Raw genomic sequence first — 24,974 nt, 5'->3', positions numbered from 1 at the left:
GCATGCCGGACAAGGCTTATCCGGATCCGGGCCGCCGTGAAAGGAGGTCTGGGTGTGTGATGGCTGAGACCCGCACGGGCGGAACAAGCCAGTGCGGGTCCGATGGGCCTGGTGGACCTGGTGGACCTGGTGGACCTTGTAGGCCTTGTAGGCCTACCCCAGGTCCGACGCGATGCCCTTCAGCGCCGCCATGGCCTGTCGTTGCAACCCCGGCCCGAAGGTGATGCGCGTGGCACCCAGTTCACCAAGCTCCTTGGGGGAGGGCCCGCCAGGTATGGCGATGGCGTTGAGCGGCCCCTCGATACCGTCCCGCAACGCGGGCAGAACGTCGGCCGGGGCGAGGATGACGTACACACAGTCCGCCCCCGCCTCGACGTACAGGCGAGCCCGCCTGACCGTCTCCTCCAGGTCCGCGACCCCGCGTACGTACGTGTCGACGCGCGCGTTGATGAACAGCTCCGCCCCGGCGACGGCCCGCACCTCCGCGAGATAGTCCGCCTGCGCGGAAGCCTCCTTGAGCGTCCCGCTCCGTTCGGCCTTGCCGCCCCAGGAGTCCTCCAGGTTGCACCCGACGACCCCGGCGTCGAACAGCCGGTCCACCAACTCCCGGGCCGGAAGACCGTACCCGTCCTCGACATCCGCGCTGACGGGCACGGACACACCCCCCGCGATCCGCCCCACCGCCGCGAACATCTCCCGCGGCGGCACAGCCCCGTCCGCGTACCCGAGCGAAGCCGCGATCCCCGCGCTGGGCGTGGCGAGCGCGGCGAACCCCGCGTCCTCGAAGACCCGCGCGCTGGCGACGTCCCAGGGCCCGGGCAGAATCAGCGGATCGCCCGCGGCCCGCCCGTGGTGCAACGCACGGAACGCCTCGACACCGCCGCCCGTCACGCGTGCTCGCCGGGCTTGTAGGTGGGCGGGTTCCGGATGCTGACGTTGATGCGGTTCCAGGCGTTGATGAGGGTGATGGTCGAGATGAGCTGTCCGAGCTCACGCTCGTCGAAGTGCTTGGCCGCCCGCTCGTACACCTCGTCGGGCACGAACCCGTCCGTGAGGACGGTGATCGCCTCCGTCAGGGCCAGAGCGGCCTGCTCCTTCTCGGAGTAGTGACTGGCGGCTTCCTCCCAGGCGTTGAGGAAGTAGATCCGCTCATCCGTCTCGCCGGCGAGCTTCGCGTCCTTGATGTGCATGTCGATGCAGTACGCACAGTGGTTGATCTGTGAGGCGCGGATCTCGAGCAGATGCTTGAGGCGGACGTCCAAGCCCTTGGAGGCGGCCTGGCCCGCGGCCATCAGACCCTGCATGACGTCGAGGCTGACCTTGGCGCCGCGCTTGCTGCTGCTCATCACAAGTACCTTTCTGCTGAACCGAGTTGACTGCTTCTGTTGCCGGGGGTCAGTTGGCGGGCCGATGGGCGGTGGACCCCGGCGTGTAGTGCCCCGGAACCATCCGAGTGGTGACGGAGATCCGATTCCACCCATTGATCAGGGTGATCGCGGCGACGAGATGAGCGAGCTCCTTCTCGTCGAACTCCTTGGCGGCCCTCTCCCACACCGCGTCCGGCACGAACCCGTCCGTGAGGACGGTGACGGCCTCGGTCAGCTCGATGGCCGCGATCTCCTTGGCCGTGTAGAAGTGCTTGGACTCCTCCCATGCGCTGAGCTGCACGATCCGCTCGACGCTCTCGCCCGCGGCGAGCGCGTCCTTGGTGTGCATGTCGACGCAGAACGCGCAGTGGTTGATCTGCGAGGCGCGGATCTGGACCAGCTCGAAGATGACCGGGTCGACACCCTTCTTGGCCGCGGTGGCGAACCGGATCATGGCCTTGTACGCGTCCGGCACGAGCTCGGCCATGTTGAGCCGGGGCGTGTGCTCGGGCAGCCGCGCGTCGTGGGAGTGGTTGCTCTCGGTGTTCGTCGTCATGGGTACGACGCTACGGCGCGATTAGCCCAGAGGTATGGTCCATTCCCATGGAAGAATCCTGGGCCACTTTGGGGGTGGACCTGCACCTGGAGACCCCGGCCGCCGCAGCGCCCGGAACCCCCCACTCCGGCGTACGCAAGGGCCTCACCGACGCCCTGCGCGAGGCGGTCCGAGGCGGCCGCCTGGCCCCCGGCACGCGCCTCCCCTCCTCCCGCTCCCTCGCCACCGACCTGGGCATCGCCCGCAACACGGTCGCCGACGCGTACGCGGATCTGGTCGCGGAGGGCTGGCTGACCGCGCGCCAGGGTTCGGGCACACGGGTCGCCGAGCGGGACGTGCCGCGCCCCGTGGCCCCCGCGCGCCCGCGGCGGACGGGCGGCGCACCGGCGTACGACCTGATGGCGGGCGCTCCCGACGTGGCGTCGTTCCCGCGGGCGGAGTGGCTGAAGGCGGCCCGCCGCGCGCTGGCGGCCGCGCCCGACGACGTCATGGCGTACGGCGATCCGCGGGGCCGTGTGGAGCTGCGCACCGCGCTCGCCGCGTACCTCTCGCGCGCCCGGGGCGTCCACGCGGACCCCGACCGCATCATCGTCGTCCCGGGCTTCGCCCACGCCCTCACACTCCTGGGCCAACTGCTCTCCGACCGCGGCCTGCGCCGCATCGCCGTGGAGTCGTACGGCCTGGACCTCCACTGGGAGCGCCTGGCCCGCACGGGCCTGCGCACGGTCCCCCTGCCCTTCGACGACCAGGGCACCCGAACAGACGGCTTGACGTCCCACAGAGCAGTCCTGATGACCCCCGCGCACCAGTTCCCGATGGGCGTGCCGCTGCACCCCGACCGGCGGGCGGCGGCCGTCGACTGGGCGCGTCGCACGGACGGCCTGATCCTGGAGGACGACTACGACGGCGAGTTCCGCTACGACCGCCAGCCCGTAGGCGCGCTCCAGGGCCTGGACCCCGACCGCGTGATCTATCTCGGCACCGCCAGCAAATCCCTCGCCCCCGGCCTGCGCCTCGCCTGGATGGTGCTGCCCACCGCCCTGGCCCTGGAGGTGGCGGAACTCAAGTTCGCGGTCGGCGTGGCCAGCAGCGCACTCGACCAAGTGACCCTCGCGGAGTTCATGACGTCCGGTGCGTACGACCGCCACGTCCGCGCGGCCCGCCTGCGCTACCGTCGCCGACGCGACCAGCTCGTCGCCGCCCTCGCCGACCGCGCGCCCGAAATCCGCGTCACCGGCATCGCAGCCGGTCTGCACGCCGTGGTCCGCCTCCCACCCGGCACCGAACAAACAGTGGTCCAGGCAGCCCACTGGCAACACCTGGCCCTCCAGGGCCTCTCCACCTTCCGCCACCCCGAGGCAACGCCCCCACCCGTAGACGCCCTCGTCGTCGGCTACGGCACACCCCCGGACCACGCATGGACGGCAGCCCTAGAAGCCCTGTGCAGAGCCCTGCCCTAACCAGTGCCCCCGTCCCGAAACGTGAACGAGGCCGCCCGGAGGTAAGCAGAGTGGCGCTTCCGGGACGGAAGGTCTACGGCTCCGTCGGGGCTTCGCCGAAGCGGGCCAGGGCCAGGGCGCCTGCCACCGCCACCCCGAAGCCCAGGACGGCCAGCCAGGTCAGGCCCTCTCGGGTGCGGTCGCCGAGGTAGATGACGCCTACCAGGGCGGGGCCGATTGTTTCGCCGATGACCATGCCCGCGGTGGCGGCCGTGACCGAGCCGCGTTGGAGGGCGGAGGTGAGGAGGAGGAAGGCGGCGCCTCCGCCGACGAGGAGGGCGTACGTCGCCGGGTTGGTGGCCAGCGCGGCCGGCGAGACGTCGTCGATCAGGCGGACCGCGACCTCCACCACACCGAAGCCGCAGCCCGCGCCCAGGCCCAGGGCCAACGCCCGCCCCCGGTCCGGAAGTCGGCCGGCGACGGCGCCGACGGCCAGGACGGCCACGGCCACCCCCAGCATCACGTATCGGAGAGTGGTCGAACCGGTCCCGTGCCCCTCCTCGCCCGAGGCAAGCCCGAGCATCGCAAGCCCCGCGCACACCACCCCCACGGCCCCCCACTCCCACCCGCTCAACCGCACCCGCAGCAGCCGCGCCGCCACCACCGCCGTCACGGCGAGGGAGGCCGCGAGGGCCGCGCCCACCGCGTAGATGGGGATGGAGCGCAGTGCCATGATCTGGAGCACGAAGCCCAGGCCGTCCAGGGCCAGACCGGCCACGTACCGCCACTGCCGCACCGCCCGCCACAGCAGCGCCGGATCCACCCCGGAACCCGTACCCGGCGCGGTCGAGCGCGCCGCCACCGCCTGCAACACCGACGCCGTACCGAAGCAGACCGCCGAACCCAGCGCGCAAAACATCCCAAGAGACACGAAAGGACAGTAGAGGAGGGGGTGGTGCGGGACCCGTTGGCGGGGCTGTGGCGGCGGTCATCTAGCCTGCGTCGTCGACACGGTTCAGCGGTTCAGCGCGTGTCGGCACGGTTCAGCGGTTCAGTGCGTGTCGGCACGGTTCAGTGGTTCGGTACGTACGGGGGAGCGGCACAGTGAGTGGCACGGGCATGGCCGACGAGAAGCGACCGCGGCGGCGACGGCTGCGCTCCAGCACGGTGGCCCTCGGCTCCATGGGCGTCCTCGCCGCCGCCCTCACCTCCTGCGGCTCCGAGCCCGACAAGCGCTGCGTGGACCGTGACAGTTACGACCTGCTCACCGGGTACAAGGTCGTCAGCGACCAGCAATGCACCGGCACCAGCACCGGAACAGGCACCTCCCCCCGCGCCTCCGCCGCCTGGTACTACGACCCCGACGTCGACGGCCGCTACGCCGACGACGGCACCTTCAGCCGCAGCGAAGCCGTCGATCGCGACGGCTTCGGCTGCTCGGGATCGGGCTCCGGCGGCGGCTGAGGACGAGGTCGAAGGACCGTGGAGCGCCGCACCCTCACCCCCCGCCCCGGCTGGCAGCAGACCGTCGAGGAGCAGGGGCTCATCTACCCCCTGACCCGCCACCCGGACGGGACTCTGCGCCCCTACTGGGACGAGTCCGCGTACTACGTCTTCAGCCTCCCGGAGGTGGAGGCCCTGGAAGACGTCGTCGAGGAACTGCACGCCATGTGCCTGACGGCGGCCGACCACATCGTCCGAGAAGGCCGCCTCGCCGACCTCGGCATCACAGAGCCACGCCTCGCATCCCTCGTGGCGGAGGCCTGGCGGCGACGGGACGAACTGCCGTCCCTGTACGGCAGGTTCGACCTGCGGTACGACGGCAGCGGCAGCCCCGCCAAGCTGCTCGAGTACAACGCCGACACCCCCACCTCCCTCGTCGAGGCCGCCAGTCCCCAATGGTTCTGGATGGAGGACCGCTTCCCCGGCGCCGACCAGTGGAACTCCCTCCACGAGCGCCTCGTCGACGCCTGGAAGAAGCAGGCCCACCTCCTCCCGCCCGGCAGCCCGCTCTACTTCGCGCACTCCGCCGGCGACGAGCTCGGCGAGGACCTGATGACCGTCGCGTACCTGCGCGAGACCGCCGAGCAGGCCGGACTCGCCACGGACGCCATCTCCGTGGAGGACATCGGCTGGGACCGCCTCTCCCGCCGCTTCGTCGACAAGAAGCTCCGCTTCATCCGCTCCTGCTTCAAGCTCTACCCCTGGGAGTGGCTCACCACGGACCGCTTCGCCCCGCACGTCCTGGAGACCCTCGACAACGGCGGCGGCACGGGTACGACGCTCTGGATCGAGCCCGCCTGGAAGATGCTGCTCTCCAACAAGGCGCTGCTCGCGGTGCTTTGGGAGCTGTACCCCGGCCACCCGAATCTGTTGCCTTCGTACGTGGACGGTCCGCGCGACCTCGCGACCACTACCGGATACGTCGCCAAGCCCCTCCTCGGTCGGGAAGGCGCGGGCGTGACCATCCACGAGCCCGGCAGCAGCCCGGCGGACCTGCCCCAAGACCCCCACTGCTACCAGGAGTTGGCCCCCCTCACCGACTTCGACGGCAACCGCGTCGTCCTCGGCGCCTGGGTCGTCGAGGGCGAGGCGGCGGGCCTGGGCATACGCGAGTCGTCCGGCCTCGTCACGGACGAGTATGCCCGCTTCCTGCCGCACGTGATCCTCTGACCCACCCGGACACCTAGAGGCGCGGCTGCGTGCCGGGGTGGAGTTCGATCCGTACGTCGTCGTCGTCCTTGATGACGTACGTCGGGTCGGTGCTCTTCTTCCACCCCAACGGCAGTACGTAGTACCGCTGATCGCGTTCGACGAGCAGCCGCAGGCCGCTGTACCGGTAGCGGTAGTGGGTGCCGCGGCCCAGGTCCTCCACCTTCGGTCCGGGCGGGGCGAAGCTGAGGCGGTCGGTGGTGAGGACGACCACGGCGACCCGGCGTACGAGTCGCTCGGCGTCGTGGTGCGCGTCGTGGCGGCCGCGGTCACCGGCCACCAGGGCCACGACCCAGACCAGGCAGAGGCCCCCGGCCACGAGCGAGGCGGCGCGCCACCACCCGGGCGGGCCCGCGATGCCCGCGGGAGCGGCGGCGCGTGACCAGCCGAGCAGGAGCCCGGTCGCGACGAGCAGCGGGGCCGTCCAGGCGTACGGCTGTATCCACCGCCACAGCAGCAGCAAGGACGCTCCGGCGGCGACGAACCAGACGTGGGCCCGCGCCACCGTGCCTCCGACCCCGTGCAGTCGGCGCACGTGGCGCGCGGGGACGTGCAGGGCGCTCAGCAGCCGGGGGAGGTGCGGGATCAGGAGGGTCAGGATGAGGACTTCTATGGCGGACAGGGCGGCGAGGTTCAGGCTGCGGATGACGAGCTCGAAGGTGTCGAAGCCGACGGCGAAGCTGTCGAGGTGGAAGTAGCCGTAGTAGGCGTTGGTGTAGATGTAGCCGGCGTAGAGCATGAGGGCGCTGACGAACGAGGCTGCTCCGACTACGGAGTTGAGGAGTTCGGCGGGGCTGCCGCCGGCGGGGTCGGGGGCGGCAGTTGGGGGCGCCGGGCGTGGCCTCGGCACGCGGGTGCGCCGCCCGCGCCGGGCGGCGGCCGCCTGGGGCCGCGCCCGCGGTGAGCGAGGCGTACCGCTCGACCTCGGTGGTCCGGCGCCCACCCCCGCTCAGTTCCCCTCGGAAGAGGGCGAGGGCGAGAGCACCGGCGCAGGACTGCTGCTCTCCGGTTCGACCGACTCCGGCGTACGCCGACACGGATCCTCGTCGGTCCCCGGGGACGGGAACAGGGTGCACCCCGGCGGGTGCGCCGGAGTCGAGCCGCTGACCCCGGGTCCGGGCACATCGATCGGCCCCGTATCCGTAGGCGGCGCCTGCACCGGCGGCACCCCGGGGTCACCGCCCCCACCGCCGCTGTCCCCCGCACCGGTCGACCCCGCGGACGGGCCCGCGGACTCACCGGAAGCGCTCGGCGAAGGCACCGCCCCCGGCCCGGAAGACCCACCGGGTCGCCCCGGCGTCCCACCCCCGGCCCCGCCCGAATGCCCGCAGGCCGCACCCCCGAGCCCCAGCACCACCACCAGGACGGCCGCCGACACGGCTCCGCCGCCCCCGGACCCAACACCTCGGCGTACACGCATGCGTTCCCCCTCACACCGGAACGTCCTCACAGTGCGTGAGCGAAGAATGGCACCGGTAGCGGGGGCTGCCCATATCCCCGGCGCGAAATTCACCCTGCGCGCGGGCACGAATTTCCCCCGGCGCGCGGGCGCGGAACCGGGCAGGGCACGATAGGCGGTCGCATCGACCAGATGGATCAGTACGACAGGGAACACAGGAAGCACATGAGCACTCAGCGCGCATCGCAGTACCGTCGGAGGCTCGGCCTCGTGGCCGTCGCCGTGATCACCACCGCCTCCCTCGCCGCGTGCGGCGGCGGTTCCGGCAAGAAGAGCGGCAAGTCCGGTGGGTCGGGCGCGAACAACGAAGCCACCGAGGCCCCCAAGAACCTCAAGCTCGGCCAGCCCGGCCCCGACCAAGAAATCACAAGGTACAAGAAGACCGCGAAGTTCTCCCTCACGCCGACGAAGGTCACCGAGGGCAAGCCGGCGGACCTGAAGGAACTGGGCGACGACAAGAAGTATGCGGGCAAGAAGATCGCCTGGATCTACGTGAAGGCCAAGCACGTCGCGGGCGCGGCCTCGATCAAGGGCCCCATGGTGATGAGCGAGGTGAACGCGGAGACCGGCGCGGGCGCCCCCGCCACGAAGTTCATCCTCATCGGCAGCCTCTCCAGCCAGCCCGCCGACTGCCTCGACACCGGCAAGAAGGAGATCAGCAGCGAGGACATCTGGAAGAAGGGCGAGGAGCGCACGCTGTGCGAGCCGTACCTGATTCCCGCCACCGAGAAGGTCAAGTCGGTGACGTACTCGCAGGGTTACTACAAGGAGCCCCTCAAGTGGGCTGTGAAGTAACCCACTTGAAGAGCTGGTAGCTCACTTCACGCAGGTCGAGTCTTTGGCAGGCAGCCTGCCTGTGGCCAGGTAGGCGTTCACCTTCCCGTCCACGCAGGCGTTCCCGTACTCGGCGTAGAGCCCGTGCCGGTTGGCACCCTTGAGGGTGAGCAGCCGGGAGCCGGGCAGCCGGTGCCGCAGCGCCACGCTCCCGACATACGGAGTACGCGGATCCCCGGTGGCGGCCACGATCAACGCCCGAGCATCCCGCCGCACCTCCGTCGGCCGCTCCCGGGGCCGCTCCCAGAAGGCGCAAGGGTTGATGTTGTTGGCGAGCGGCCCGAAGACGGGGTGTTCCCTGCGGCTCGCCTGGATGTCGCGCCAGTAGTACTCGGGGTCGCGCGGGACGGCCACGTCCCCGCAGAGGATCGCCATCTGCGCGCTGCCGTACGCGGACTCGGCGCCGGTCGTCGCGACCCGCAGTGTCGCGGTGAGGCTCTCGGTCAGCCGGGTCGGCTTCCCGGCCGCGGCCTTCGCCAGCACGGAGACCGTGTCGGCCAGGTCGGCCCGGCCCGCGTCGGTGTCGTCGGCGTTGCCGTTGAGGAGCAGCAGCGGCACGTGGGTGTCGTCGATGCGGTACGCATTGGCGGCCGTGCCCAGCGTGAGCCCGCCCGCGGACTTCGCCACGATCCGGTCGATCGTGGCGAGGACCTGGGCGGGCGTCCGGCCGAGTCCGTACGTCCCGTCCCGCTTCGCCGCCCACACGGCCCAGTCGGCGAGCGCCCGCTCGTTCTCGGGCTCGGCGCCCCGCATGAGCCGGGGCTGGTAGCGCGGTGCGTCGAGCGCGCTGTCGAGGACCATGCGGTCGTAGCGGCGCGGGAACATCTGTGTGTAGACGGTGCCGAGGTACGTGCCGTACGAGTACCCGAGATACGACAGCTTCGGCGCACCGAGGGCGCCCCGGATGACGTCCATGTCGCGCGCCGTGTTGCGCGTCGTGACATGCGGCAGCACGTCGGCGTTCGTGTCCCGGCAGGCGTCCGCGAGCCGCTTGTGCAGGCCGACTTGCCGCTCGAAGCTTGCCCGGCTGAGCCCGGCGGACAGTACGTACGTGCTGACGGGCCACCCGCAGTCCAGCCCGGTGCTGCGGCCCACGAAGCGCGGGTCCATGCCGATGAGGTCGTAGCGCCCGGCGACACCCTTCATCGCGTCCCGGATGGCAGGCGGAAGGTAGAGCGTGGCGTCCCCCGGCCCGCCGTAGTTGAGCAGCATGGGACCCACGTGGCGTCGGGTGTCGCTGCCCTTGATCCGCGAGATCGCGACTTCGATCGTACGACCGCCGGGGTCGGAGTAGTCGAGCGGAACCGTCACGTTCGCGCAGCGCGCGCCCTCCTTCTCCAGGTACTTTCCCCCTTCGTCGTCCGGACCGAGGACACAGCTGCGCCAGTCGAGGCGCTGGTCGTAGTAGCGGCCGAGGCCGCCGGACGCGGTGGCCGCGGTGGCCGCGGGGGCGGCGGTGGCCGCCGGGGTGGCGAGGGCCGCCGGGGTGGCGAGGGCCGCTGTCCCCGTCACCGCCACCGCCGTGAACACCGCCGTGCACAGGGTGAGTTTCATGCACAAAACGCTAGAAGCACGGTCCTTCGTACGCACTCCGGGCGGCCCCCGCAATACGGCTGGAGAAAGCCACACCTGCGGCCGCGCCCGCGCACTCCCGCAGGGCGGTGACCTGAGGACGAGTCCGTGTGAGCGAGGCCGCCCGGAGGTAAGCAGAGTGGCGCTTCCGGGACGGAAGTCAAGGGCGCCCTTCGGGCGTCGGCTTCGCCGATTCCGCTTCGCTCCACCCTTGACTACCGCCCCTACAGCGCGAGTTGACGTAAGTCCGGGCGGCCCCGGGGTGAGGCGGCGGGCAGGGGTCCGGTGGAGGCGGACGGCTTCATTGCCGGGTGCCGCCCGGCACTGACTGGGTGCGGGCGGGCTGGGCTGTGGCCCAACGGAGTCGCTGGGTGGGGGTTCGCCTGATTCGCCGGGGGAGGGGGGAGTAGGGGGCGCGGAGAGGAGGGGGGCGAGGAGAGGGGGAGGGGGCGAGGAGAGGAGGTGGGCGCGAGGAGAGGAGGAGGGGGCGGTCGCGTGGCCGGGCGTCGGGGCGTCGGGGCGTCGGGGTGTCGGGGGTCTCGGCCGGGCCTCACCCTCCCCCCCCAACTACCTACTTCGGAAAAGTTGTGCGAGGCGCGCGGGGTAGTGCGGGTGGGAAGGCGTGCGCCCCCGCCTGTCGGCACAGATTTGGCACATGTCAGTGCAGGTCAGTGGGGGTGGGGAGGGGGCGTGAATTGCTTGGGTGCACTACTTCTGCGCGCCTCTCGCAACTTTTTCAAAGTAGGTAGTTGGGGGAGGCTCAGGCCCAACGAGTCCGGCTGAGTCTGGAGGAGTCGGGCGGGGTCGGGAGGATCCGAGCCGCGCTCGGCGGGCGGGCTTGGCCCCTTCGCCACCCGGGCCGCACGGCTGCCCTGTCCGCGAGGTGCACCAAGTCAGTGCCGGGCGGCACCCGGCAATGAAGCCGTCCGCCTCCACCAGGCCCTGCCCGCCGCCTCACCCCGGGGCCGCCCGGACTTACGTCAACTCGCGCTGTAGGGGCGGTAGTCAAGGGTGGAGCGAAGCGGAATCGGCGAAGCCGACGCCCGAAGGGCGCCCTTGACTTCCGTCCCGGAAGCGCCACTCTGCTTACCTCCGGGCGGCCTCGTTCACGTTTGCGCGTAGGGGAGGAAGTCGCTCCACGCGGTGGCCGCAACGGCGAGTTGGGGGCCGTCGGGGTTCTTGGAGTCGCGTATGTGGATGGTGTCGGGGGTGGTGGCTACTTCGACGCAGGCGGGGCCGTCGTCAGTGCTGTGGCTGCTCTTGAACCACTCCAACGTCATGTCTCGTCCCGCACTTTCTCGATGAAGGCCAACGACTCACGTGGCGTAAGCGCCTGTGCCCGGATGATCCCATAGCGCACGTCGAGGGTCTGGACCTCTTTCGGACTGGAGATCACCCGGCTGACGAGCTGGACTTCGTTGTGGGCGACCGTGCTGCCGTCCTTGAGCTTGAACAGCCTGAATGGCCCGCCGAGACCGGCGTTCTCCTCAAGGTCCAGAGGTAGGACTTGAAGGTCCACGTTGCGCAACTTGCCGACCTCCAACAGGTGTTCGAGTTGGGCTTGGAGCACCATTGTGCCCCCGAGGGGGCGACGTAGCGTCGACTCGCACTGCACGAAGCTGAACATTGGCGTGGCTGACGTCCCGTCGATGATCGCTCGACGAGCCATGCGCGCGGAGAGCCGCTGCTCCAGCTCCTCCTGGTCGAAGGGCGGACGTCGGCAGCCGAACACAGCCGATGCGTACTCAGGGGTTTGCAGCAGCCCTTCGATCACGGAGTTGTTGTACGCGCACACCTCGACGGACTGGGCCTCCAGCTTGGCCAGATCCCGGACTCGTCGCGGGTACCGAGCCCTTTCGGCGTCGGCCTTCAGGCTTTGGAGGTGACCGTTGGCGTTGAGGATTTGGTCGGCCCGGTCCAGGAATTCCGGCCTGGGAATCCGCGCCCCGCGTTCCACCTTGTGGATCAGGTTCTCCCCGTACCCCATGCGCTCACCGAACTCAACTGCCCGCAGGCTGGCGGCCTCCCGCCAAAGCTTGATCTGCCGCCCGATGAGTTCAGCGATCGCGCTCGACTCGTCGTCGGAGTCGACCTCCCAGCCGACGTCGTCCTCGTCCACGCTCACGGCGTACCTCCCCAGGTCACGGGTACGGACAGGACGAGCCGGTACAGGACCGGACAGTCACCGTACGCACAGGAATCATCACTGTTCAGGCTAAGCGTCATCGGCCACGCTCAGTTATGTGAACCGAGAAATCACCCGCCCCAGGGCCGAAGTGCCAGCGCCCGTGCGCCGCTTCAGTGTGCAACTGTCGAGCACCCGCAGGGGAGCCCGCCTGGCAAGGCTGCTCTCGACGGAGCAACTCCGTACATGGGGAGTCCCGTTGGAGGCCGCAGGCCAGATCATCGCGGAGTTGGCGAGCAATGCGGCGGTGTACGGGAGGGTGCCCGCGAGGGACTTCCGGGTGACGCTGACGGCGAGCGTCGAGGTGTTGCGTATCGAGGTGATGGATACGCGGGGTGACCGGCTGCCGGAGGTGCGGGAGCCGGACGGGGAAGACGAGACGGGCCGCGGCCTGCAGATCGTGGCGGCACTCGCGGACCGCTGGGGCGTGGAGCTGGGCCCGGAACCGCTCAAGACGGTGTGGGCGGAGCTGGACGTCCCCTAGAGGTGCCCAGTCGCGGCGCGCTGCCCCGGTGCGGGCCTGTTCGGGCCCGCACCGGGGCAGCGGGGCCGGAGGCTAGCTGTACTGGAAGAGGAAGGACCGGAACTTCAGGTTCACGCCGCCCTCACCCCCCCTGTTTAGAACCTGATACGTGCCTTCGCAGTCGATGCTCTCGAAGACGTAGACCTTCGTGTCCGTCTTGTTCGCGGGCGAGTGCGCGGGCTTGGTCCCCGCGGCCTCCGCTTCCTTGACGTTGTGGCACTCGTTGGTCGCGAGGTCGTCGTTCCCGTTGTCGTTGAGCTTCTGCCGGCGCTCGACGCCGTTGGCGTCGGTCTAGGTGTAGCGGAAGTCGCCCAGTGCGGCCGAGGCGGAGCCGGGGGTGGCGAGGAGGAACGTCAGGGCGCAGGCAGCCGCGAAGGCGATGGCGCGTGGGCGCGTCATGGGGGGTCCTTACGTGGAGGGGGTTGGCTCAGGCGTTCCCGAGTTACCCGGCAAAGCCGCTGGTAAGCCTTGTTTCACCTGAATGGGTCGACAGAATGTTTTCTGTCCCAATCCGGGCTCCCCCGGCGCAGGCGATGCCCGCGCCGGGGGAGGCGACTAGAGGGTGGCGATGACGTTGTCCACAGTCACCTCGACACCCGTGACCGCGTTCTTGACCGTCGCGACGAGCGATTCGGCGGTGGTGCCGACAAGGCCGCCCCCAGGGGCGGGGGCGGCGGAGGCGGGGGTGGCGAGGACGCCGAGGAGTGCGGCGGTTCCGAGGATCACGGCAGCGGTGCGGCGCATGGCGAAGTGCCTTTCAGCGGAGGGGGGTTGGAGTTCGCCCCGACAACCGGAGCGAGCCATTCCCACAACTGCCCAAGGTGATGATCGGGCACGCACAGCTCACTCGTAAGAGCAGATAAGCGCCTTAGGCGACAGTGTGCCGAGCGCTGAAGATGCCCCAGCGCAGGAGTCCGGCGCGGGTGGCGTCGACCCAGAGGGGGAGGTTGGCGAGCAGGCCGTCGACGTAGGCGGGGCTGATGGTGGCGCGCAGCTCGGCCTCGTGGGCGCGGGTCTCGGCCGTCAACCGGACGTAGTGGTACGTGAGTTGAGTGCTGTGGTCGTCGAAGGCGGCCGGGGCGAGGCCGAGGTCGGCGAGCTGGCGGAGGTAGAAGGACGGGGTTGCCAGGGCGTCCACGCCGAGGCGGGAGACGACCGGGAGCAGCGCCTCGGCGGGCGTGTCCTCGTCGGCCATGATGTCGGTGAAGGCGAGGGCGCCGCCGGGCTTCAGGACGCGCGCGGCCTCGCTGAGCACGCGGGACCTGTCACCGCTGTGGCAGAACGCCTCCAGGGAGCAGACGGCGTCGAAATGGTCGGCGGCGTACGGGACTTCGTGGAAAGAGCCGGTCACGACCTCGATGAGGGAGTCCAGGCCGCGCTTCGCGTTGGCCGCGCGGTGGCGGTCGTTCTGGGCGGCGCTGAGGTTGAGGGCGACGACCCGGCAGCCGAAGCGCTCGGCGAGGTAGCGGGCGGTGCCGCCGTAGCCGGAGCCGAGGTCGAGGACGGTGCGGTCGGGGCCGAGAGTGTCCGCGAGGCGGTCGGCCAGGCGCTCGACGGTGCGGCGCGAGGCGGCGGCGACGGGCTCCGCGTCGTGGGCGTAGATGCCGGTGTGGATGTCCTCGCCGCCCCACACCGCGTCGTAGAAGCCGTCGACGTCGCTGGACTCGTAATAGCTGCGCGTCGCGTCCTCGTTGCCGGCCAGATTCTCGCTCATGCGTGCTGTCCCCTCGCTCTTCACCGTGCCGCCCACGTGGCGGCACCCCAAGCGTGGGTGCCGCCACGGGAAACGATCAAGAGCGCCAAGTCGGCCACGGGGGCGCGGGGCGAGGTTTTCAGCCGAACCGCACGCTGTGCGGGAGCGAGCCGAAGAAGCCGGTGGACTGACCGGGGCGCAGGGTGCTGTGGGGTTCCTCGCAGCCGTGGTCGAAGTAGATCGTCGCGGTCGTGTCGGTCTGGTTGTCGGCGCTGGTCGCGCCTCCCTGGACGAGCAGTCGGCACTCGTTGTTGGCCGGGTTGTTCATCTCCAGGTCCCCGGCGTCGCGCGAGTGGTAGAAGAACGTGCCGGTGGCGGCGTGGGCGCTGGCGGTGGGCAGCGCGGCGAAGAGGGCGAGGGCGGCACCGGCGGCCAGCGCCGTGCGGCCGAGCCGGGGCGCCGTAACGCGTGTGGTGGTGGTCATGGCGCCCACGCTCGCGGAGGGCGGCGGGACCGCCCAGGGTGCAGGCCCCCTGGCGCCCGGGAACCCTCCCCACCCCACCCGGGAACAACTACCCCCACTGAATAGAACGTTCGTTACAGCCCATACATGTGCTCAGTCCGACGCCCGCGGCATGGCCCACTTGGGTCGCCAGGTCTCCGGGCCTCCGTGGTCCGCCGGTCGGGCCGCGAGCAGATGATCGCGCAGCGCGGCAAGACCGGGATGCGGGTTGTCGCGACGCCAGAGCAGCGAGTGCGGGTAGACCGGCGTCGGGTCGCGGAGAGGGATGAGCCGCAGATCGTGCCCTGCGGGCCAGACCAGCGGGGTCTGCTTGCTCATGAACGTCGCCAGCGTCGCCGAGTCCGCGATCGTGTCGAGCAGCGACTCGACGCCGAAGATCGGGCCGACCACGTCGATCTCGCACCCGAAGGTCGCGGCGAGCTCGTCGTAGTACGCCGCCCACTCCGTCCCCGCGGTGTTGCCCGGCATCCAGATCCGCCGCCCCGCGAGCTGCGCGGGCGTGACCGACGGGGCGCCCGCGAACTCGTGGGCGGGGCCGGTGAACAGCAACAGCGGCTCGTCGAGCACGGGCACGGCCTCGATCTCCTCGGGCAGCCGCCGCCCCGGCATGGTGACCGCGCGGAACGTCGCGTCGATCGTCCCGTCCAGGAGCGCGGCGATCGCCGCGTCCGCGCCGAACAAGGTCACGACGTCGAGGTCGGTCTCCGGGTGCGCGCGATGGAAGTCCCGCAGCAGCCCGGCCGTCGCCACCCGCCGCCCGACCACGTCTACGCGCAGCGCCCGGCTGCCCGGCCTGACGGACGCCGCCGCCCGCTCCTCGGCCTCAAGCAGCGCACGGGCATGCGGCAGAAACGCCTGCCCGTCGATCGTGAGCCGCGCCCCGCGCGGCGTCCGCGTGAAAAGGCGCACCCCGAGATCCGCCTCCAACGCGGCCACCCGCTTGGACACGGCCTGCTGGGTGATCCCCAGATCGGCGGCGGCCTCCTGGAACTGGCCCGTGTCGGCGGAGGCGACGAAGGTGCGTACGGCGTTGAGATCCACGCGGTCACCATACGCCCACTCGTGTACAACCCTTGGTTGTACTAGGTCTCTCCCTGGTTGTTTGCCGGGCGGCCCGGCCCTTGGCTTTGATGCCCGAGGTCGAGGGCGGCGAAGGCTTGTCCGGAGAGGGGGCGCTCGGTATGGCGGGCAGGGGCGGGCGGAGGTCGCTGGGCCGGGACTTCGGGTGGCTGTGGGCGGCGTACGGAGTCAGCGCGTTCGGTACGCGCTTCGCCTTCGACGCGTTCGCCCTGATCGCGATCCTCGCGCTGCACGCGGGCCCGGCGCAGGTGTCGCTCCTCTCGGCGGTGGGGCTCGCGGCGGGGGCGGTCCTCGCGGTGCCGCTCGGACCTTGGGTGGAGTTCCGCCGCAAGCGCCCGGTGATGGTGGCGATGGACCTGATCCGCTGCGCGGCCCTCCTGACCGTCCCGGCCGCGTACGCCCTCGACGCTCTGACCTTCGCCCAACTTCTGGTTGTGTCCGTACTGGTCGCCGCCGCCGACATCGCCTTCAGCGCGGCGGCCGGTGCCTGCCTGAAATCCCTCGTACGCCAGGAGGACCTGCTGACGGCCAACGGTCGCCTGGAGTCGACTTCCTGGACGGCCACGGCACTGGGGCCGCCGCTCGGCGGGGCGGCGGTGGGGATGTTCGGCCCGGCGGTGACGGTGGCGGCGGACGCGCTGAGCTATGTGCTTTCGGCGGCGGGGATCCATGCGATCGGCGGCAAGGAGCCGTACCCCGAGCGGAGCGGCCAGCCCCGGCTGCGTGCCCGCGATCTCCCCGACGGCTGGCGGTTCCTCCTCGCCGACCCGGCCCTGCGGCCCCTCTTCCTCAACACCGTCCTGGTGAGCGGCCTGATCATGGCGGCCTCACCCCCACTCGCCGTCCTCATGCTCGGCCGACTCGGCTTCGCCCCTTGGCAGTACGGCCTCGCGTTCGCGCTGCCCTGTGTGGGCGGGCTTATCGGCTCCCGGCTGTCGCGCCCCCTCGTACACCGCTTCGGCGAGCACGCCGTCCTGCGCACCGCGGGGACCCTGCGCGCCTGCTGGCTCCCGGGCCTGGCCTTCGTGCACCCGGGCCCCACCGGTCTCGCCCTGGTCATGGGCATCGAGCTGGGCCTGATCACGTGCATGGGTGTCTTCAACCCGGTGTACGCCACGTACCGCCTGAACCGCACCCCGCCCGACCGCCTCGCCCGCACCCTCTCCGCCTGGTCGATCACCACTAAGGCGACGGTCGCGGCCCTGACCGCGACCTGGGGACTGCTCGCCGCACTCACGGGCCCGCGCACGGCCGTCGCCACCGCGGGCGCGCTCCTCCTGGCCACCCCGCTCCTGCTGATCAAGGCCACGCGCGGCGCCCACCGCCCCGCCCCTCAGCCCAGATAGCAGGCCGAGACGTAACCCACCACGCCCGTCCGCTTGTTCTGCACCAGCTGCCAGGCGGCGGTCCTGCTGCCGTCCTGGCACTGCACGTTGGGGCCCGAGTCGGTCTGGTACCAGTACGCGCAGTCGCCCTGGTCGGCCCAGCCGACGTGATCGCCGCCGGGCTTGTTGCGCATGTGGATGTTGGTGCCCCTGAAGTCGGTGTGGGGGCCGCCGATCTCGCAGGCGGCGGGGGCGAGGGCTTGAGTGGGGGCGGGGGCCGCGGTCGCGTGCCCGGCGCCGACGGTGAGGGGGGTCAGGAGCAGGGCGGCTCCCGCCACCGCGAGCTTCGTTCGCTTCATCATGAGCGCAACGGTCCCGAACCAGGGCAAGGCCGACAAGAAGGCGCGCCCCTCAGGACTCTGCGGATCGGGTGGACCGATAGTGCTCGGCTATCTCGTCCGACGTGGTCACCCACACCCCCGGGTGATTCACCACGTATTCAAGCGCCTGGTCCAGGTACTTGGCGCGGAACGCCTGGCCGATCACGAACGGGTGCAGGGCGAGGGCCATGACCCGGCCGCTGTCGGCCGCGGTCGCGTCCTCGTGCAACTGGTCGAGCTGGTCCTTGACGATCTGTACGAAGTCGGGGCCGGACGTGCTCTTGCCGACGAAGAGACTGATGTCGTTCAGCTCGACGGAGTACGGGACGCTGAAGACGCCGGGGACGTTGAGGGCGTAAGGCTGGTCGTCGTTCGTCCAGTCGAGGACGTAATCAAGACCCAGCTCCTTGAGCAGGTGAGGGGTGCGGAAGGTCTCCGTCAGGGCCGGTCCCATCCAGCCGCGCGGCCGGGTGCCGGTGGTCCGCTCGATGGTGGAGACGACGTCCGTCAGATACGCGCGCTCCTCGTCCTCCGTCATGTCCGCCTGGAAGATGGAGTTGTTCTTGCCGTGCGCGAGCCAGGCCCAGTCGCGCTCGCGCCCCGCCTTGACGATCTGCGGATAGCGGTCGCCCACATCGGAGTTGAGCAGCACGCTCGCCCGGACCCGGTGACGGTCGAGGGTCTCCAGGGTGCGCCAGAAGCCCACCCGGGGACCGTAGTCGCGCCAGCCGTAGTTGAGGGGGTCCGGGGCGAGGTGCGCGGTGCCCGGGAACGTGGAGGTGGACGGCTTGTCGACCTCGTAGTGCTCGATGTTGAGCCCGACGTAGAAGGCGACCTTGGCGCCTTCCGGCCACTGGATCGGCTCGCGTTCGACGATGGGGCTGTAGTCGTAGAGCTGGTTGTCCATCGGGTTCACCTTGTCTGTGTGCGGTGTGGCGCGGTGCTGCCATGTGCTGTGAGCAGCACCGCGGCTTCCTTCTGCACACATCCTGAAACCTTCACACTGATGTGAGGGTCAAGTCGTCGAGGGCCGAGTCCACCACCCCGAAGGCCTTCTCGCCCGTCTCCAGGGAGTCGTACACGAACCGTACCGACACGTTCTCGGCCTTGATCCCGCAGTACTCCGAGATCCCGGTGCCCAGCGTGCGCGTCAGCGTGTCCTCCCAGCCGAGCTTGGCGAACTGCTCGCCCTGGTAGGCGACCAGACCGAGCCACAGCATGTGCTTCCCGGCGAGCAGCGGGTCCTTGCGGCCGTACGCGAAGCCGTTGTTCCAGACCCGGTCGATCCACCCCTTCAGCAGGGCGGGCAGGCCGAACCACCACACGGGGAAGACCACGACGATCGTGTCGGCGGCGGCCACGCGCCGCATGTGGGCGCGGACTTCGGGCGAGTAGTCCTTGTCGGGGTCGGCCCAGTCGGGCTCGTCGGCCGGGGTCATGCGGGGGTCGAAGTCCTCGGCGGTGAGGTCGAGGAGGTCGACGGTGTGGCCCTGCGCGGTGAGGCGTTCGCCTGCGTGGCGGACGAGTTGGGAGGTGAGGGAGTCGGAGCGGGGGTGACCGGTGACGAGCAGGACGTCGGCCATGGGCGGGGCTCGCTTTCGAGGGGGAGCGGGGGCGTGGGGTTGCCGTGTTACTTGGTGGGGTTGCCGTCCAGGCGGACGAGCATCTTGCCGGTGTTGGCGCCGCGCAGGACGCCGAGGAAGGCCTCCGGGGCGCGCTCGATGCCGTCGACGACGGTCTCCTCCGTGCGCAGGGTGCCGTCGGCGAGCATCCCGGCCGCCTTGGCGATCCACTCCGGGAAGAGGTCCAGGTGGCTGGTGACGAGCATGCCGCGCAGGGTGGCCTCCTGCTTCGCGGCGTGGAAGAGGTTGTCGGGGCCGGGGGCGGGCGTGGTGGCGTTGTACGTGCTGATGGCGCCGACTAGGGCGACGCGGCCCTGCGGGCGGAGCGCGCCGATCGCGGCCTGGAGGTGGTCGCCGCCGACGTTGTCGAGGTAGACGTCGACGCCGTCGGGCGCGGCCTGGGCGAGCTGCTCGGGCAGACCGCCCTGCCGGTAGTCGATGGCGGCGTCGTACCCGAACGTGTCGAGCAGCTTCTTCGTCTTCGCCGGACCACCCGCAGAGCCGATCACCCGGGACGCCCCGAGCGCACGGGCCACCTGCCCCGCGACACTGCCGACGGCACCGGCCGCGGCCGACACGAACACGACGTCACCCTCCTTGACGGGGGCGATCCGGGTCAGCGCCGCGTAGGCGGTCAGTCCCGTCGTACCCAGCGGCCCGAGGTAGGCGGACGCCGGGGCGAGCGCGGTGTCGACGACCGTCACGGCGGCGGCGTCGAGCACGACGTACTCACGCCACCCGGCGAAGTGCGAGACGGTCGCCCCGACCGGCACGTCCGGGCTCCCCGAGGCGACGACCTCACCGATGGCGCTTCCGTCGAGGGCCGCGCCCAGCTCGAAGGGCGGGATGTACGAGGGCACGTCGTCCATGCGGCCCCGCATGTAGGGGTCGACGGACATCCAGGTGTTCCGGACGAGGATCTGGCCTTCGGCGACGCTGTCCGGGACCTGGGTCGTGACCAGTTCGAAGTCGGTGGGGGCGGGCTGACCGACGGGGCGGGCGGCGAGGCGGATTTCACGGGAGGCGGGCATGGTGGGCTCCTTGGTGTGTGGTGCGGTTGGTGGATCTGTTCGCTGTGCTGCGTTGCCGTTTCCGGCGACGAGGAACAAGGTGCCTGGGGGCTCGCACGAACCACTGACGGCTGACGCACGACGATCCGGTCGGCCGGACACGATTACGGTTACGGCATGCGATTCGAGGAGCTGGGCCCCCTGGTGGTACGCGCCGACGACGGCGCGATCGTGCCGGTCCCGGAGCCGAAGGTGCGCGCACTGCTCGCCGCACTCCTCGTGCGAGGGGGCCGCCCGGTCCAGGTGGACACGCTGGTCGACGACCTGTGGGCGGACCGCACCCCGACCAACCCCGCGAACTCCCTCCAGACCAAGGTCTCCCAGCTACGCCGAGCCCTGGCGGCGGCCGAGCCGGGCGGCCGAGACCTGGTGACGTACGGCCCGGCGGGCTACGCGCTGCGCCTGGCGAACGACGCCACGGACGCGGCCCGCTTCACGGCCAGGACGACGGCCGCGTACGACGACACGGTCGACCCCCGCGAGCGGGCAGCCCTCCTGACCGACGCCCTGGCCCTGTGGCGAGGCCCCGCCTACGCGGACTTCCGCGACGCGGAGTTCACGAGGGCGACAGCGGCCCGCCTGGAGGAACAGCGCCTGACCGCCGAGGAGACGCTGGCCGAGCTGCGCCTGGACCTGGGCGAACACACCCTGCTGGCCGACGAGTTGGCCGACCTGACCGCCCGCGAACCACTCCGCGAACGCCTGCGCGCGGCCCACATGCGCGCCCTCTACCGGGCGGGCCGCCCCTCCGAGGCCCTGGACGCGTACCAGGACCTGCGCCGCCGCCTCGCCGACGACCTGGGCACGGACCCGGGCCCCGAGGTCACGGCCCTGCACGAGGCGATACTCCGCCAGGACCCGTCCCTGGCACCCCCGCCGCGCCCGGCGGCACCCACCCCGACCCGCCCCCACACGAACCTCCCGGCCCGCGTGACCGACCTGATCGGCCGCGACGCCGAGATATCCCGCGTACGCGACCTGGTCCGAGGGACCCGCCTGGTGACCCTGACCGGCCCCGGCGGCGTGGGCAAGACCCGCCTGGCCCTGGAGGCGTCCCGCACCCTGCTCACCGACCACGCCGACGAATTCCCGGACGGCGCCTGGCTGGTGGAACTGGCGGGAACGGGGGACGACGTGGCGGAGACGGTGGCGGCGGCACTGGGCATCCGAGAGGACACGGCGGGGTTTTCAGCCCGTCCGGCGATTGAGGACGAGGCGCGAAGCGCCGACACGGGGGTCCGGGGGCAGAGCCCCCGGCCTCGGGAAGGGGCGGGCTCGGGGAAACAAACCGCCCTGGCCCAAGCCCTCGCCCCCCGCCACGCCCTCCTCGTCCTGGACAACTGCGAACACCTACTGGACCCGGTAGCCGACCTGGTGGCCCACCTACTCCGCAAGGCCCCCCACCTGCACATCCTCACCACCAGCCAGGAACCCCTCGCCCTGACGGCAGAAACCCTGGAAACAGTCGTCCCCCTGCCGGAGGCAGAAGCCCTGCGCCTCTTCGAGGAACGAGCCACGGCGACCACCCCCGGCTTCACCCTGAACCCCGAGAACCTAGAGGCCGCGTCCCTGATCTGCCGCCGCCTCGACGGCATCCCCCTGGCCGTGGAACTGGCGGCGACCCGCGTCCGCACCCTGGGCGTACACGCCCTCGCGGACCGCCTGCACGACCGCTTCCGCCTCCTGAACCAGGTACGCAGAGACGCCCCGGCCCGCCAGCGCACCCTCCGCGCGATGATCGACTGGAGCTGGGAACTCCTGACGCCGCCGGAACAGCGGGCGCTGCGTCAACTGGCGGTGTTCCCGGGCGGATTCACGCTGGAGAGCGCGGAATCCGTACTGGACGAAGCGTCGCACCGAGACCCGCACGCGGCACCGGACGAACCCCCCGTCCTGGACCTGATAACCCGCCTGACCGACCGCTCCCTACTGACCCCCACAGCCCACACCCCCACCCCCGGCACCCCCCACACCCTCATCCGCCACCGCATGCTCGAATCCGTAGCCGCCTACAGCCTCGAACGCCTCGAAGAAGCAGGCGAGTCGAAGCCCCTCCGCCACCGCCACGCCCTGCACTACACAGACCTCGCCGAACGCGCCGCCCCCGCCCTGCACGGCCCCGACCAGCACCACTGGCTCCGCCGCCTGGACGCGGAGACGGTGAACCTGCGCGCCGCCCTGGAGTGGGCCACCACCGAGGCCGACGCCACCCTGACCCTGCGCCTGGTCAACTCCCTGACCTGGTACTGGTTCCTGCGAGGCCGCCTCAGCGAGGCCCTGCGCTGGATCGGCCTCGCCCTGGACCTGAACCCGGGCGCACCCGCGCGCGAAAACGGCGCCCGAGCCACCGCAGCCACCTCCCTCTCCGCCTTCGGCCTCCTGACCGGCGAAGACGCCTGCGCGTACGGCGCGGACTGCGTGACCGAGCGGGACGGCCACGCCGCCCCCCGAGCCCGCTGGCTCCTGGCCTTCGCCCGCTGCGGCTTCGAACGTACGGAGGCCGAGACGGCCCGAGTCGACGCGCTGCTCGACGAGTTCCGCACGGCGGGCGACCGCTGGGGCGAGGCCGCCACCCTCAGCGTCCGCGCCACCCGCGCCCTCTACGCCGGCGACCTCCCCGCCCTGCGCGCGGACGCCACCCGCAGCGCCGCCCTGTTCACCGAACTCGGCGACCGCTGGGGGCAGTTGCAGTCGTCCGAACAACTCGGCGTACTCGCCGAGATCGCCGCCGACTACGACGAGGCGGCACGCCTGCAACGCGACGGCATGGCGGGCGCCGAGGAACTCGAACTCTGGACCGACGTCTCCTTCCGCCTCTCCCGCCTGGGCCGCCTCGCCCTCCTGACCGGCGACGACGCCCGCGCCGACGAGTACCACGAGCGTGCCGCGCGCCTCGCCGTCCAGCAGTCGCACCGGCCCGCGCAGCAGTTCGCCGAGACCGGCCTGGCCCTCGGCGCCCGCCGCCGCGGCGACCTCGACACCGCCGAGCGGCACCTCCTGCCCTGGCTCGACTTCAACCGCCGATTCGGCATCGACTCCGGCACCGCGCTGCTCCTCGCCCAGCTCGGATACGTCGCCGAGCAGCGCGGCGACGCCCCGCGCGCCGAGACCCTGCACCGCGAGGGCCTGGCCGTGGCCCGCGGCACCGGCGACAACCGGGCCGTGGCCCTGGCCCTCGAAGGCCTGGCGGGCGCCCGCTCCCTCGCCGGTGACCACCCGGCCACCGCCGCCCTCCTCGGCGAGGCCGCCGCCCTCCGCCAGGCCGAGGGCACCCCCCTGCCCCCGGCCGAACGCGCCGACGTCGACCGGGCCACCACCCGCTCCCGCACGGCCCTCGGCACTTCGGCGTACGAGGCCGCGTACGAAGTCGCGTACGCGAAGAAGGTGGCCGCCGTGGACTAACCCAGCACCGACCGGAGCTGGTCGAGCCCCCAGTCCAGATCCTCCTTGCTGATCACCAGCGGCGGCGCGATCCGGATGGTCGAGCCGTGGGTGTCCTTCACCAGGACCCCGAGGTCCATCAGCTTCTCGGAGATCTCGCGGCCCGTGCCGCACGACGGGTCGATGTCGACGCCCGCCCAAAGACCGCGCCCGCGCACCTCGGTGACCTTGCCGGAGCCCACGAGCAGGCCCAGCTCGGCGTGCAGGTGCTCGCCGAGCTCGGTGGCGCGCTGCTGGAACTCGCCGGTGTTCAGCATCGCGACGACCTCCAGGGCCACCGCGCACGCCAGCGGATTGCCACCGAACGTCGAGCCGTGCTCGCCCGGCCTGAACACGCCGAGCACGTCCGCGTCCGCCACCACCGCCGACACCGGCACCACACCGCCGCCGAGCGCCTTGCCGAGGACGTACACGTCCGGGACCACGCCCTCGTGCTCGCACGCGAACGTCCGGCCCGTGCGGCCGAGGCCCGACTGGATCTCGTCGGCGATGAACAGCATGTTGTAGTCGCTGGTCAGTGCCCTGACGCCGGGGAGGTAGCCGGGCGGCGGGACCAGGACCCCGGCCTCACCCTGGATCGGCTCGATCAGAACCGCGACCGTGTCGTCGGTGATCGCTTCGCGCAGCGCGTCCAGGTCGCCGTACGGCACGATGTCGAAGCCCGGCGTGTACGGGCCGTAGTCCGCGCGGGCCTCCGGGTCGGTGGAGAAGCTGATGATCGTCGTCGTGCGGCCGTGGAAGTTCTCCCTGGCCACCACGATCCTCGCCCGGCCGTCCGGCACGCCCTTGACGCGGTACCCCCACTTCCGCGCCGTCTTCACCGCCGTCTCCACGGCCTCCGCGCCCGTGTTCATCGGCAGCACCATGTCCTTGCCGCACAGCTCCGCGAGGCGTGCGCAGAACTCCGCGAAACGGTCGTGGTAGAACGCCCGCGACGTCAGCGTCACGCGCTCCAACTGCTCCTTGGCCGCGTCGATCAGGCGGCGGTTGCCGTGGCCGAAGTTCAGCGCCGAGTAGCCGGCGAGCATGTCGAGGTAGCGACGGCCCTCCACGTCCGTCATCCAGGCGCCCTCCGCCGACGCGACGACGAGAGGGAGGGGGTGGTAGTTGTGCGCGCTGTGCGCTTCGGCCGAGGCGATGAGGTCTTCCGTAGTGGTCACGGGGGGCTCCGTTTCTCGCGGGCGCACGTCGTC

General features: G+C 71.2%; 24 protein-coding genes. 7 read left to right on the top strand and 17 right to left on the bottom strand.

Features of this window, described 5'->3' with window-relative positions:
• Positions 1 to 153 precede the first annotated feature (153 nt).
• The 3 genes from IEY91_RS03470 to IEY91_RS03460 are packed head-to-tail and all read right to left on the bottom strand — an operon-like array spanning position 154 to position 1,923.
• Positions 154 to 891 carry an isocitrate lyase/PEP mutase family protein gene (locus IEY91_RS03470; protein WP_189172734.1) on the bottom strand — a complete coding sequence of 246 codons (738 nt, stop codon included), beginning with the start codon at positions 889 to 891 and terminating at the stop codon, positions 154 to 156.
• Positions 888 to 1,346 (bottom strand): carboxymuconolactone decarboxylase family protein, encoded by a 459-nt coding sequence (locus IEY91_RS03465; RefSeq protein ID WP_189172733.1) that lies wholly within the window; start codon positions 1,344 to 1,346, stop codon positions 888 to 890. Before IEY91_RS03465 ends, IEY91_RS03470 begins: the two co-directional genes overlap by 4 nt.
• A 49-nt stretch (positions 1,347 to 1,395) precedes the next feature.
• Entirely contained in the window at positions 1,396 to 1,923 is a 528-nt protein-coding gene (locus tag IEY91_RS03460) for a carboxymuconolactone decarboxylase family protein (protein ID WP_164321511.1), read from the bottom strand.
• Positions 1,924 to 1,970: 47 nt separating this feature from the next.
• On the opposite strand from IEY91_RS03460, the gene pdxR reads away from it, so the two are divergent.
• Positions 1,971 to 3,383, top strand: a complete 1,413-nt coding sequence (gene pdxR / locus IEY91_RS03455) for a MocR-like pyridoxine biosynthesis transcription factor PdxR (protein WP_189172732.1) — start codon at positions 1,971 to 1,973, stop codon at positions 3,381 to 3,383.
• Between the two features lie 73 nt (positions 3,384 to 3,456).
• On the opposite strand, the gene IEY91_RS03450 is transcribed toward pdxR, so the two are convergent.
• Positions 3,457 to 4,281 carry a DMT family protein gene (locus IEY91_RS03450; protein WP_189172816.1) on the bottom strand — a complete coding sequence of 275 codons (825 nt, stop codon included), beginning with the start codon at positions 4,279 to 4,281 and terminating at the stop codon, positions 3,457 to 3,459.
• Between the two features lie 200 nt (positions 4,282 to 4,481).
• Between IEY91_RS03450 and IEY91_RS03445 the strand changes: the two genes are divergently transcribed.
• On the top strand, positions 4,482 to 4,826 hold the full coding sequence (locus tag IEY91_RS03445; RefSeq protein ID WP_164328261.1) for a hypothetical protein: 345 nt from the start codon (positions 4,482 to 4,484) through the stop codon (positions 4,824 to 4,826).
• Positions 4,827 to 4,844: 18 nt separating this feature from the next.
• Complete coding sequence (locus tag IEY91_RS03440) at positions 4,845 to 6,035, top strand: glutathionylspermidine synthase family protein (RefSeq protein ID WP_189172731.1); 1,191 nt, start codon at positions 4,845 to 4,847, stop codon at positions 6,033 to 6,035.
• Positions 6,036 to 6,048: 13 nt separating this feature from the next.
• On the opposite strand, the gene IEY91_RS03435 is transcribed toward IEY91_RS03440, so the two are convergent.
• Positions 6,049 to 6,924: a hypothetical protein gene (locus IEY91_RS03435; RefSeq protein WP_229696664.1), complete on the bottom strand. Its 876-nt coding sequence runs from the start codon at positions 6,922 to 6,924 to the stop codon at positions 6,049 to 6,051.
• Between the two features lie 774 nt (positions 6,925 to 7,698).
• Between IEY91_RS03435 and IEY91_RS03430 the strand changes: the two genes are divergently transcribed.
• Positions 7,699 to 8,328 carry a hypothetical protein gene (locus IEY91_RS03430; protein WP_189172730.1) on the top strand — a complete coding sequence of 210 codons (630 nt, stop codon included), beginning with the start codon at positions 7,699 to 7,701 and terminating at the stop codon, positions 8,326 to 8,328.
• A gap of 21 nt (positions 8,329 to 8,349) precedes the next feature.
• On the opposite strand, the gene IEY91_RS03425 is transcribed toward IEY91_RS03430, so the two are convergent.
• The 3 genes from IEY91_RS03425 to IEY91_RS03415 form a co-directional block, all read right to left on the bottom strand.
• A complete protein-coding gene (locus tag IEY91_RS03425) occupies positions 8,350 to 9,921 on the bottom strand; it encodes an alpha/beta hydrolase (RefSeq protein ID WP_189172729.1) in 1,572 nt (523 codons plus the stop codon).
• 1,124 nt (positions 9,922 to 11,045) lie between these two features.
• Positions 11,046 to 11,219, bottom strand: a complete 174-nt coding sequence (locus tag IEY91_RS03420) for a DUF397 domain-containing protein (RefSeq protein ID WP_189172728.1) — start codon at positions 11,217 to 11,219, stop codon at positions 11,046 to 11,048.
• Positions 11,216 to 12,064 (bottom strand): helix-turn-helix domain-containing protein, encoded by an 849-nt coding sequence (locus IEY91_RS03415; protein WP_189172727.1) that lies wholly within the window; start codon positions 12,062 to 12,064, stop codon positions 11,216 to 11,218. The genes IEY91_RS03420 and IEY91_RS03415 overlap by 4 nt, the downstream gene beginning before the upstream one ends.
• Positions 12,065 to 12,182: 118 nt before the next feature.
• Between IEY91_RS03415 and IEY91_RS03410 the strand changes: the two genes are divergently transcribed.
• On the top strand, positions 12,183 to 12,608 hold the full coding sequence (locus tag IEY91_RS03410; RefSeq protein ID WP_189172726.1) for an ATP-binding protein: 426 nt from the start codon (positions 12,183 to 12,185) through the stop codon (positions 12,606 to 12,608).
• A 594-nt stretch (positions 12,609 to 13,202) separates the two neighbouring features.
• Here IEY91_RS03410 and IEY91_RS03405 read toward each other — a convergent pair.
• The 4 genes from IEY91_RS03405 to IEY91_RS03390 all read right to left on the bottom strand — a co-directional run bounded on the left by IEY91_RS03405 (position 13,203) and on the right by IEY91_RS03390 (position 15,904).
• Entirely contained in the window at positions 13,203 to 13,391 is a 189-nt protein-coding gene (locus IEY91_RS03405; RefSeq protein ID WP_189172725.1) for a hypothetical protein, read from the bottom strand.
• Positions 13,392 to 13,515: 124 nt separating this feature from the next.
• Positions 13,516 to 14,361, bottom strand: coding sequence for an SAM-dependent methyltransferase (locus IEY91_RS03400; protein WP_189172724.1), 846 nt, complete (start codon positions 14,359 to 14,361; stop codon positions 13,516 to 13,518).
• 118 nt (positions 14,362 to 14,479) lie between these two features.
• Positions 14,480 to 14,824, bottom strand: coding sequence for a hypothetical protein (locus tag IEY91_RS03395; RefSeq protein ID WP_189172723.1), 345 nt, complete (start codon positions 14,822 to 14,824; stop codon positions 14,480 to 14,482).
• Positions 14,825 to 14,956: 132 nt separating this feature from the next.
• Positions 14,957 to 15,904, bottom strand: coding sequence for a LysR family transcriptional regulator (locus IEY91_RS03390; RefSeq protein WP_189172722.1), 948 nt, complete (start codon positions 15,902 to 15,904; stop codon positions 14,957 to 14,959).
• 140 nt (positions 15,905 to 16,044) lie between these two features.
• Here IEY91_RS03390 and IEY91_RS03385 point away from each other — a divergent pair, with 140 nt between their 5' ends.
• On the top strand, positions 16,045 to 17,289 hold the full coding sequence (locus IEY91_RS03385; protein WP_189172814.1) for an MFS transporter: 1,245 nt from the start codon (positions 16,045 to 16,047) through the stop codon (positions 17,287 to 17,289).
• Here IEY91_RS03385 and IEY91_RS03380 read toward each other — a convergent pair.
• The 4 genes from IEY91_RS03380 to IEY91_RS03365 all read right to left on the bottom strand — a co-directional run bounded on the left by IEY91_RS03380 (position 17,277) and on the right by IEY91_RS03365 (position 20,301).
• Positions 17,277 to 17,630 (bottom strand): hypothetical protein, encoded by a 354-nt coding sequence (locus IEY91_RS03380; RefSeq protein ID WP_189172721.1) that lies wholly within the window; start codon positions 17,628 to 17,630, stop codon positions 17,277 to 17,279. The two genes, IEY91_RS03385 and IEY91_RS03380, sit on opposite strands and share 13 nt — an antisense overlap.
• A gap of 49 nt (positions 17,631 to 17,679) precedes the next feature.
• Positions 17,680 to 18,555, bottom strand: coding sequence for a polysaccharide deacetylase family protein (locus tag IEY91_RS03375; RefSeq protein WP_189172720.1), 876 nt, complete (start codon positions 18,553 to 18,555; stop codon positions 17,680 to 17,682).
• A 91-nt stretch (positions 18,556 to 18,646) separates the two neighbouring features.
• The gene (locus IEY91_RS03370; RefSeq protein WP_189172719.1) at positions 18,647 to 19,231 is read right to left on the bottom strand and encodes an NAD(P)H oxidoreductase; all 585 of its coding nucleotides are present in this window, start codon (positions 19,229 to 19,231) and stop codon (positions 18,647 to 18,649) included.
• A gap of 47 nt (positions 19,232 to 19,278) precedes the next feature.
• A complete protein-coding gene (locus IEY91_RS03365; RefSeq protein WP_189172718.1) occupies positions 19,279 to 20,301 on the bottom strand; it encodes an NADP-dependent oxidoreductase in 1,023 nt (340 codons plus the stop codon).
• Between the two features lie 156 nt (positions 20,302 to 20,457).
• Between IEY91_RS03365 and IEY91_RS03360 the strand changes: the two genes are divergently transcribed.
• Positions 20,458 to 23,742, top strand: a complete 3,285-nt coding sequence (locus IEY91_RS03360; protein WP_189172717.1) for an AfsR/SARP family transcriptional regulator — start codon at positions 20,458 to 20,460, stop codon at positions 23,740 to 23,742.
• Here IEY91_RS03360 and rocD read toward each other — a convergent pair.
• Positions 23,739 to 24,941, bottom strand: a complete 1,203-nt coding sequence (rocD, locus tag IEY91_RS03355; RefSeq protein ID WP_189172716.1) for an ornithine--oxo-acid transaminase — start codon at positions 24,939 to 24,941, stop codon at positions 23,739 to 23,741. The two genes, IEY91_RS03360 and rocD, sit on opposite strands and share 4 nt — an antisense overlap.
• Positions 24,942 to 24,974: the final 33 nt, after the last annotated feature.

The sequence above is a fragment of the Streptomyces lasiicapitis genome, assembly GCF_014646335.1.
Classification (GTDB): Bacteria; Actinomycetota; Actinomycetes; order Streptomycetales; family Streptomycetaceae; genus Streptomyces; species Streptomyces lasiicapitis.
This window is presented reverse-complemented; position numbering and strand designations above follow the sequence as displayed.

Excerpts from the sequence above, each read along its gene's own strand:
- IEY91_RS03445 (WP_164328261.1), top strand. The coding sequence starts at position 4,482 with ATGGCCGACGAGAAGCGACCGCGGCGGCGACGGCTGCGCTCCAGCACG.
- IEY91_RS03430 (WP_189172730.1), top strand. The coding sequence starts at position 7,699 with ATGAGCACTCAGCGCGCATCGCAGTACCGTCGGAGGCTCGGCCTCGTG.
- IEY91_RS03365 (WP_189172718.1), bottom strand. The coding sequence starts at position 20,301 with ATGCCCGCCTCCCGTGAAATCCGCCTCGCCGCCCGCCCCGTCGGTCAG.
- IEY91_RS03405 (WP_189172725.1), bottom strand. The coding sequence starts at position 13,391 with ATGCGCCGCACCGCTGCCGTGATCCTCGGAACCGCCGCACTCCTCGGC.
- IEY91_RS03425 (WP_189172729.1), bottom strand. The coding sequence starts at position 9,921 with ATGAAACTCACCCTGTGCACGGCGGTGTTCACGGCGGTGGCGGTGACG.
- IEY91_RS03465 (WP_189172733.1), bottom strand. The coding sequence starts at position 1,346 with ATGAGCAGCAGCAAGCGCGGCGCCAAGGTCAGCCTCGACGTCATGCAG.
- IEY91_RS03460 (WP_164321511.1), bottom strand. The coding sequence starts at position 1,923 with ATGACGACGAACACCGAGAGCAACCACTCCCACGACGCGCGGCTGCCC.
- IEY91_RS03370 (WP_189172719.1), bottom strand. The coding sequence starts at position 19,231 with ATGGCCGACGTCCTGCTCGTCACCGGTCACCCCCGCTCCGACTCCCTC.
- IEY91_RS03375 (WP_189172720.1), bottom strand. The coding sequence starts at position 18,555 with ATGGACAACCAGCTCTACGACTACAGCCCCATCGTCGAACGCGAGCCG.
- IEY91_RS03420 (WP_189172728.1), bottom strand. The coding sequence starts at position 11,219 with ATGACGTTGGAGTGGTTCAAGAGCAGCCACAGCACTGACGACGGCCCC.
- IEY91_RS03395 (WP_189172723.1), bottom strand. The coding sequence starts at position 14,824 with ATGACCACCACCACACGCGTTACGGCGCCCCGGCTCGGCCGCACGGCG.
- IEY91_RS03385 (WP_189172814.1), top strand. The coding sequence starts at position 16,045 with ATGGCGGGCAGGGGCGGGCGGAGGTCGCTGGGCCGGGACTTCGGGTGG.
- IEY91_RS03450 (WP_189172816.1), bottom strand. The coding sequence starts at position 4,281 with ATGTTTTGCGCGCTGGGTTCGGCGGTCTGCTTCGGTACGGCGTCGGTG.
- IEY91_RS03360 (WP_189172717.1), top strand. The coding sequence starts at position 20,458 with ATGCGATTCGAGGAGCTGGGCCCCCTGGTGGTACGCGCCGACGACGGC.
- IEY91_RS03400 (WP_189172724.1), bottom strand. The coding sequence starts at position 14,361 with ATGAGCGAGAATCTGGCCGGCAACGAGGACGCGACGCGCAGCTATTAC.
- pdxR (WP_189172732.1), top strand. The coding sequence starts at position 1,971 with ATGGAAGAATCCTGGGCCACTTTGGGGGTGGACCTGCACCTGGAGACC.
- IEY91_RS03380 (WP_189172721.1), bottom strand. The coding sequence starts at position 17,630 with ATGATGAAGCGAACGAAGCTCGCGGTGGCGGGAGCCGCCCTGCTCCTG.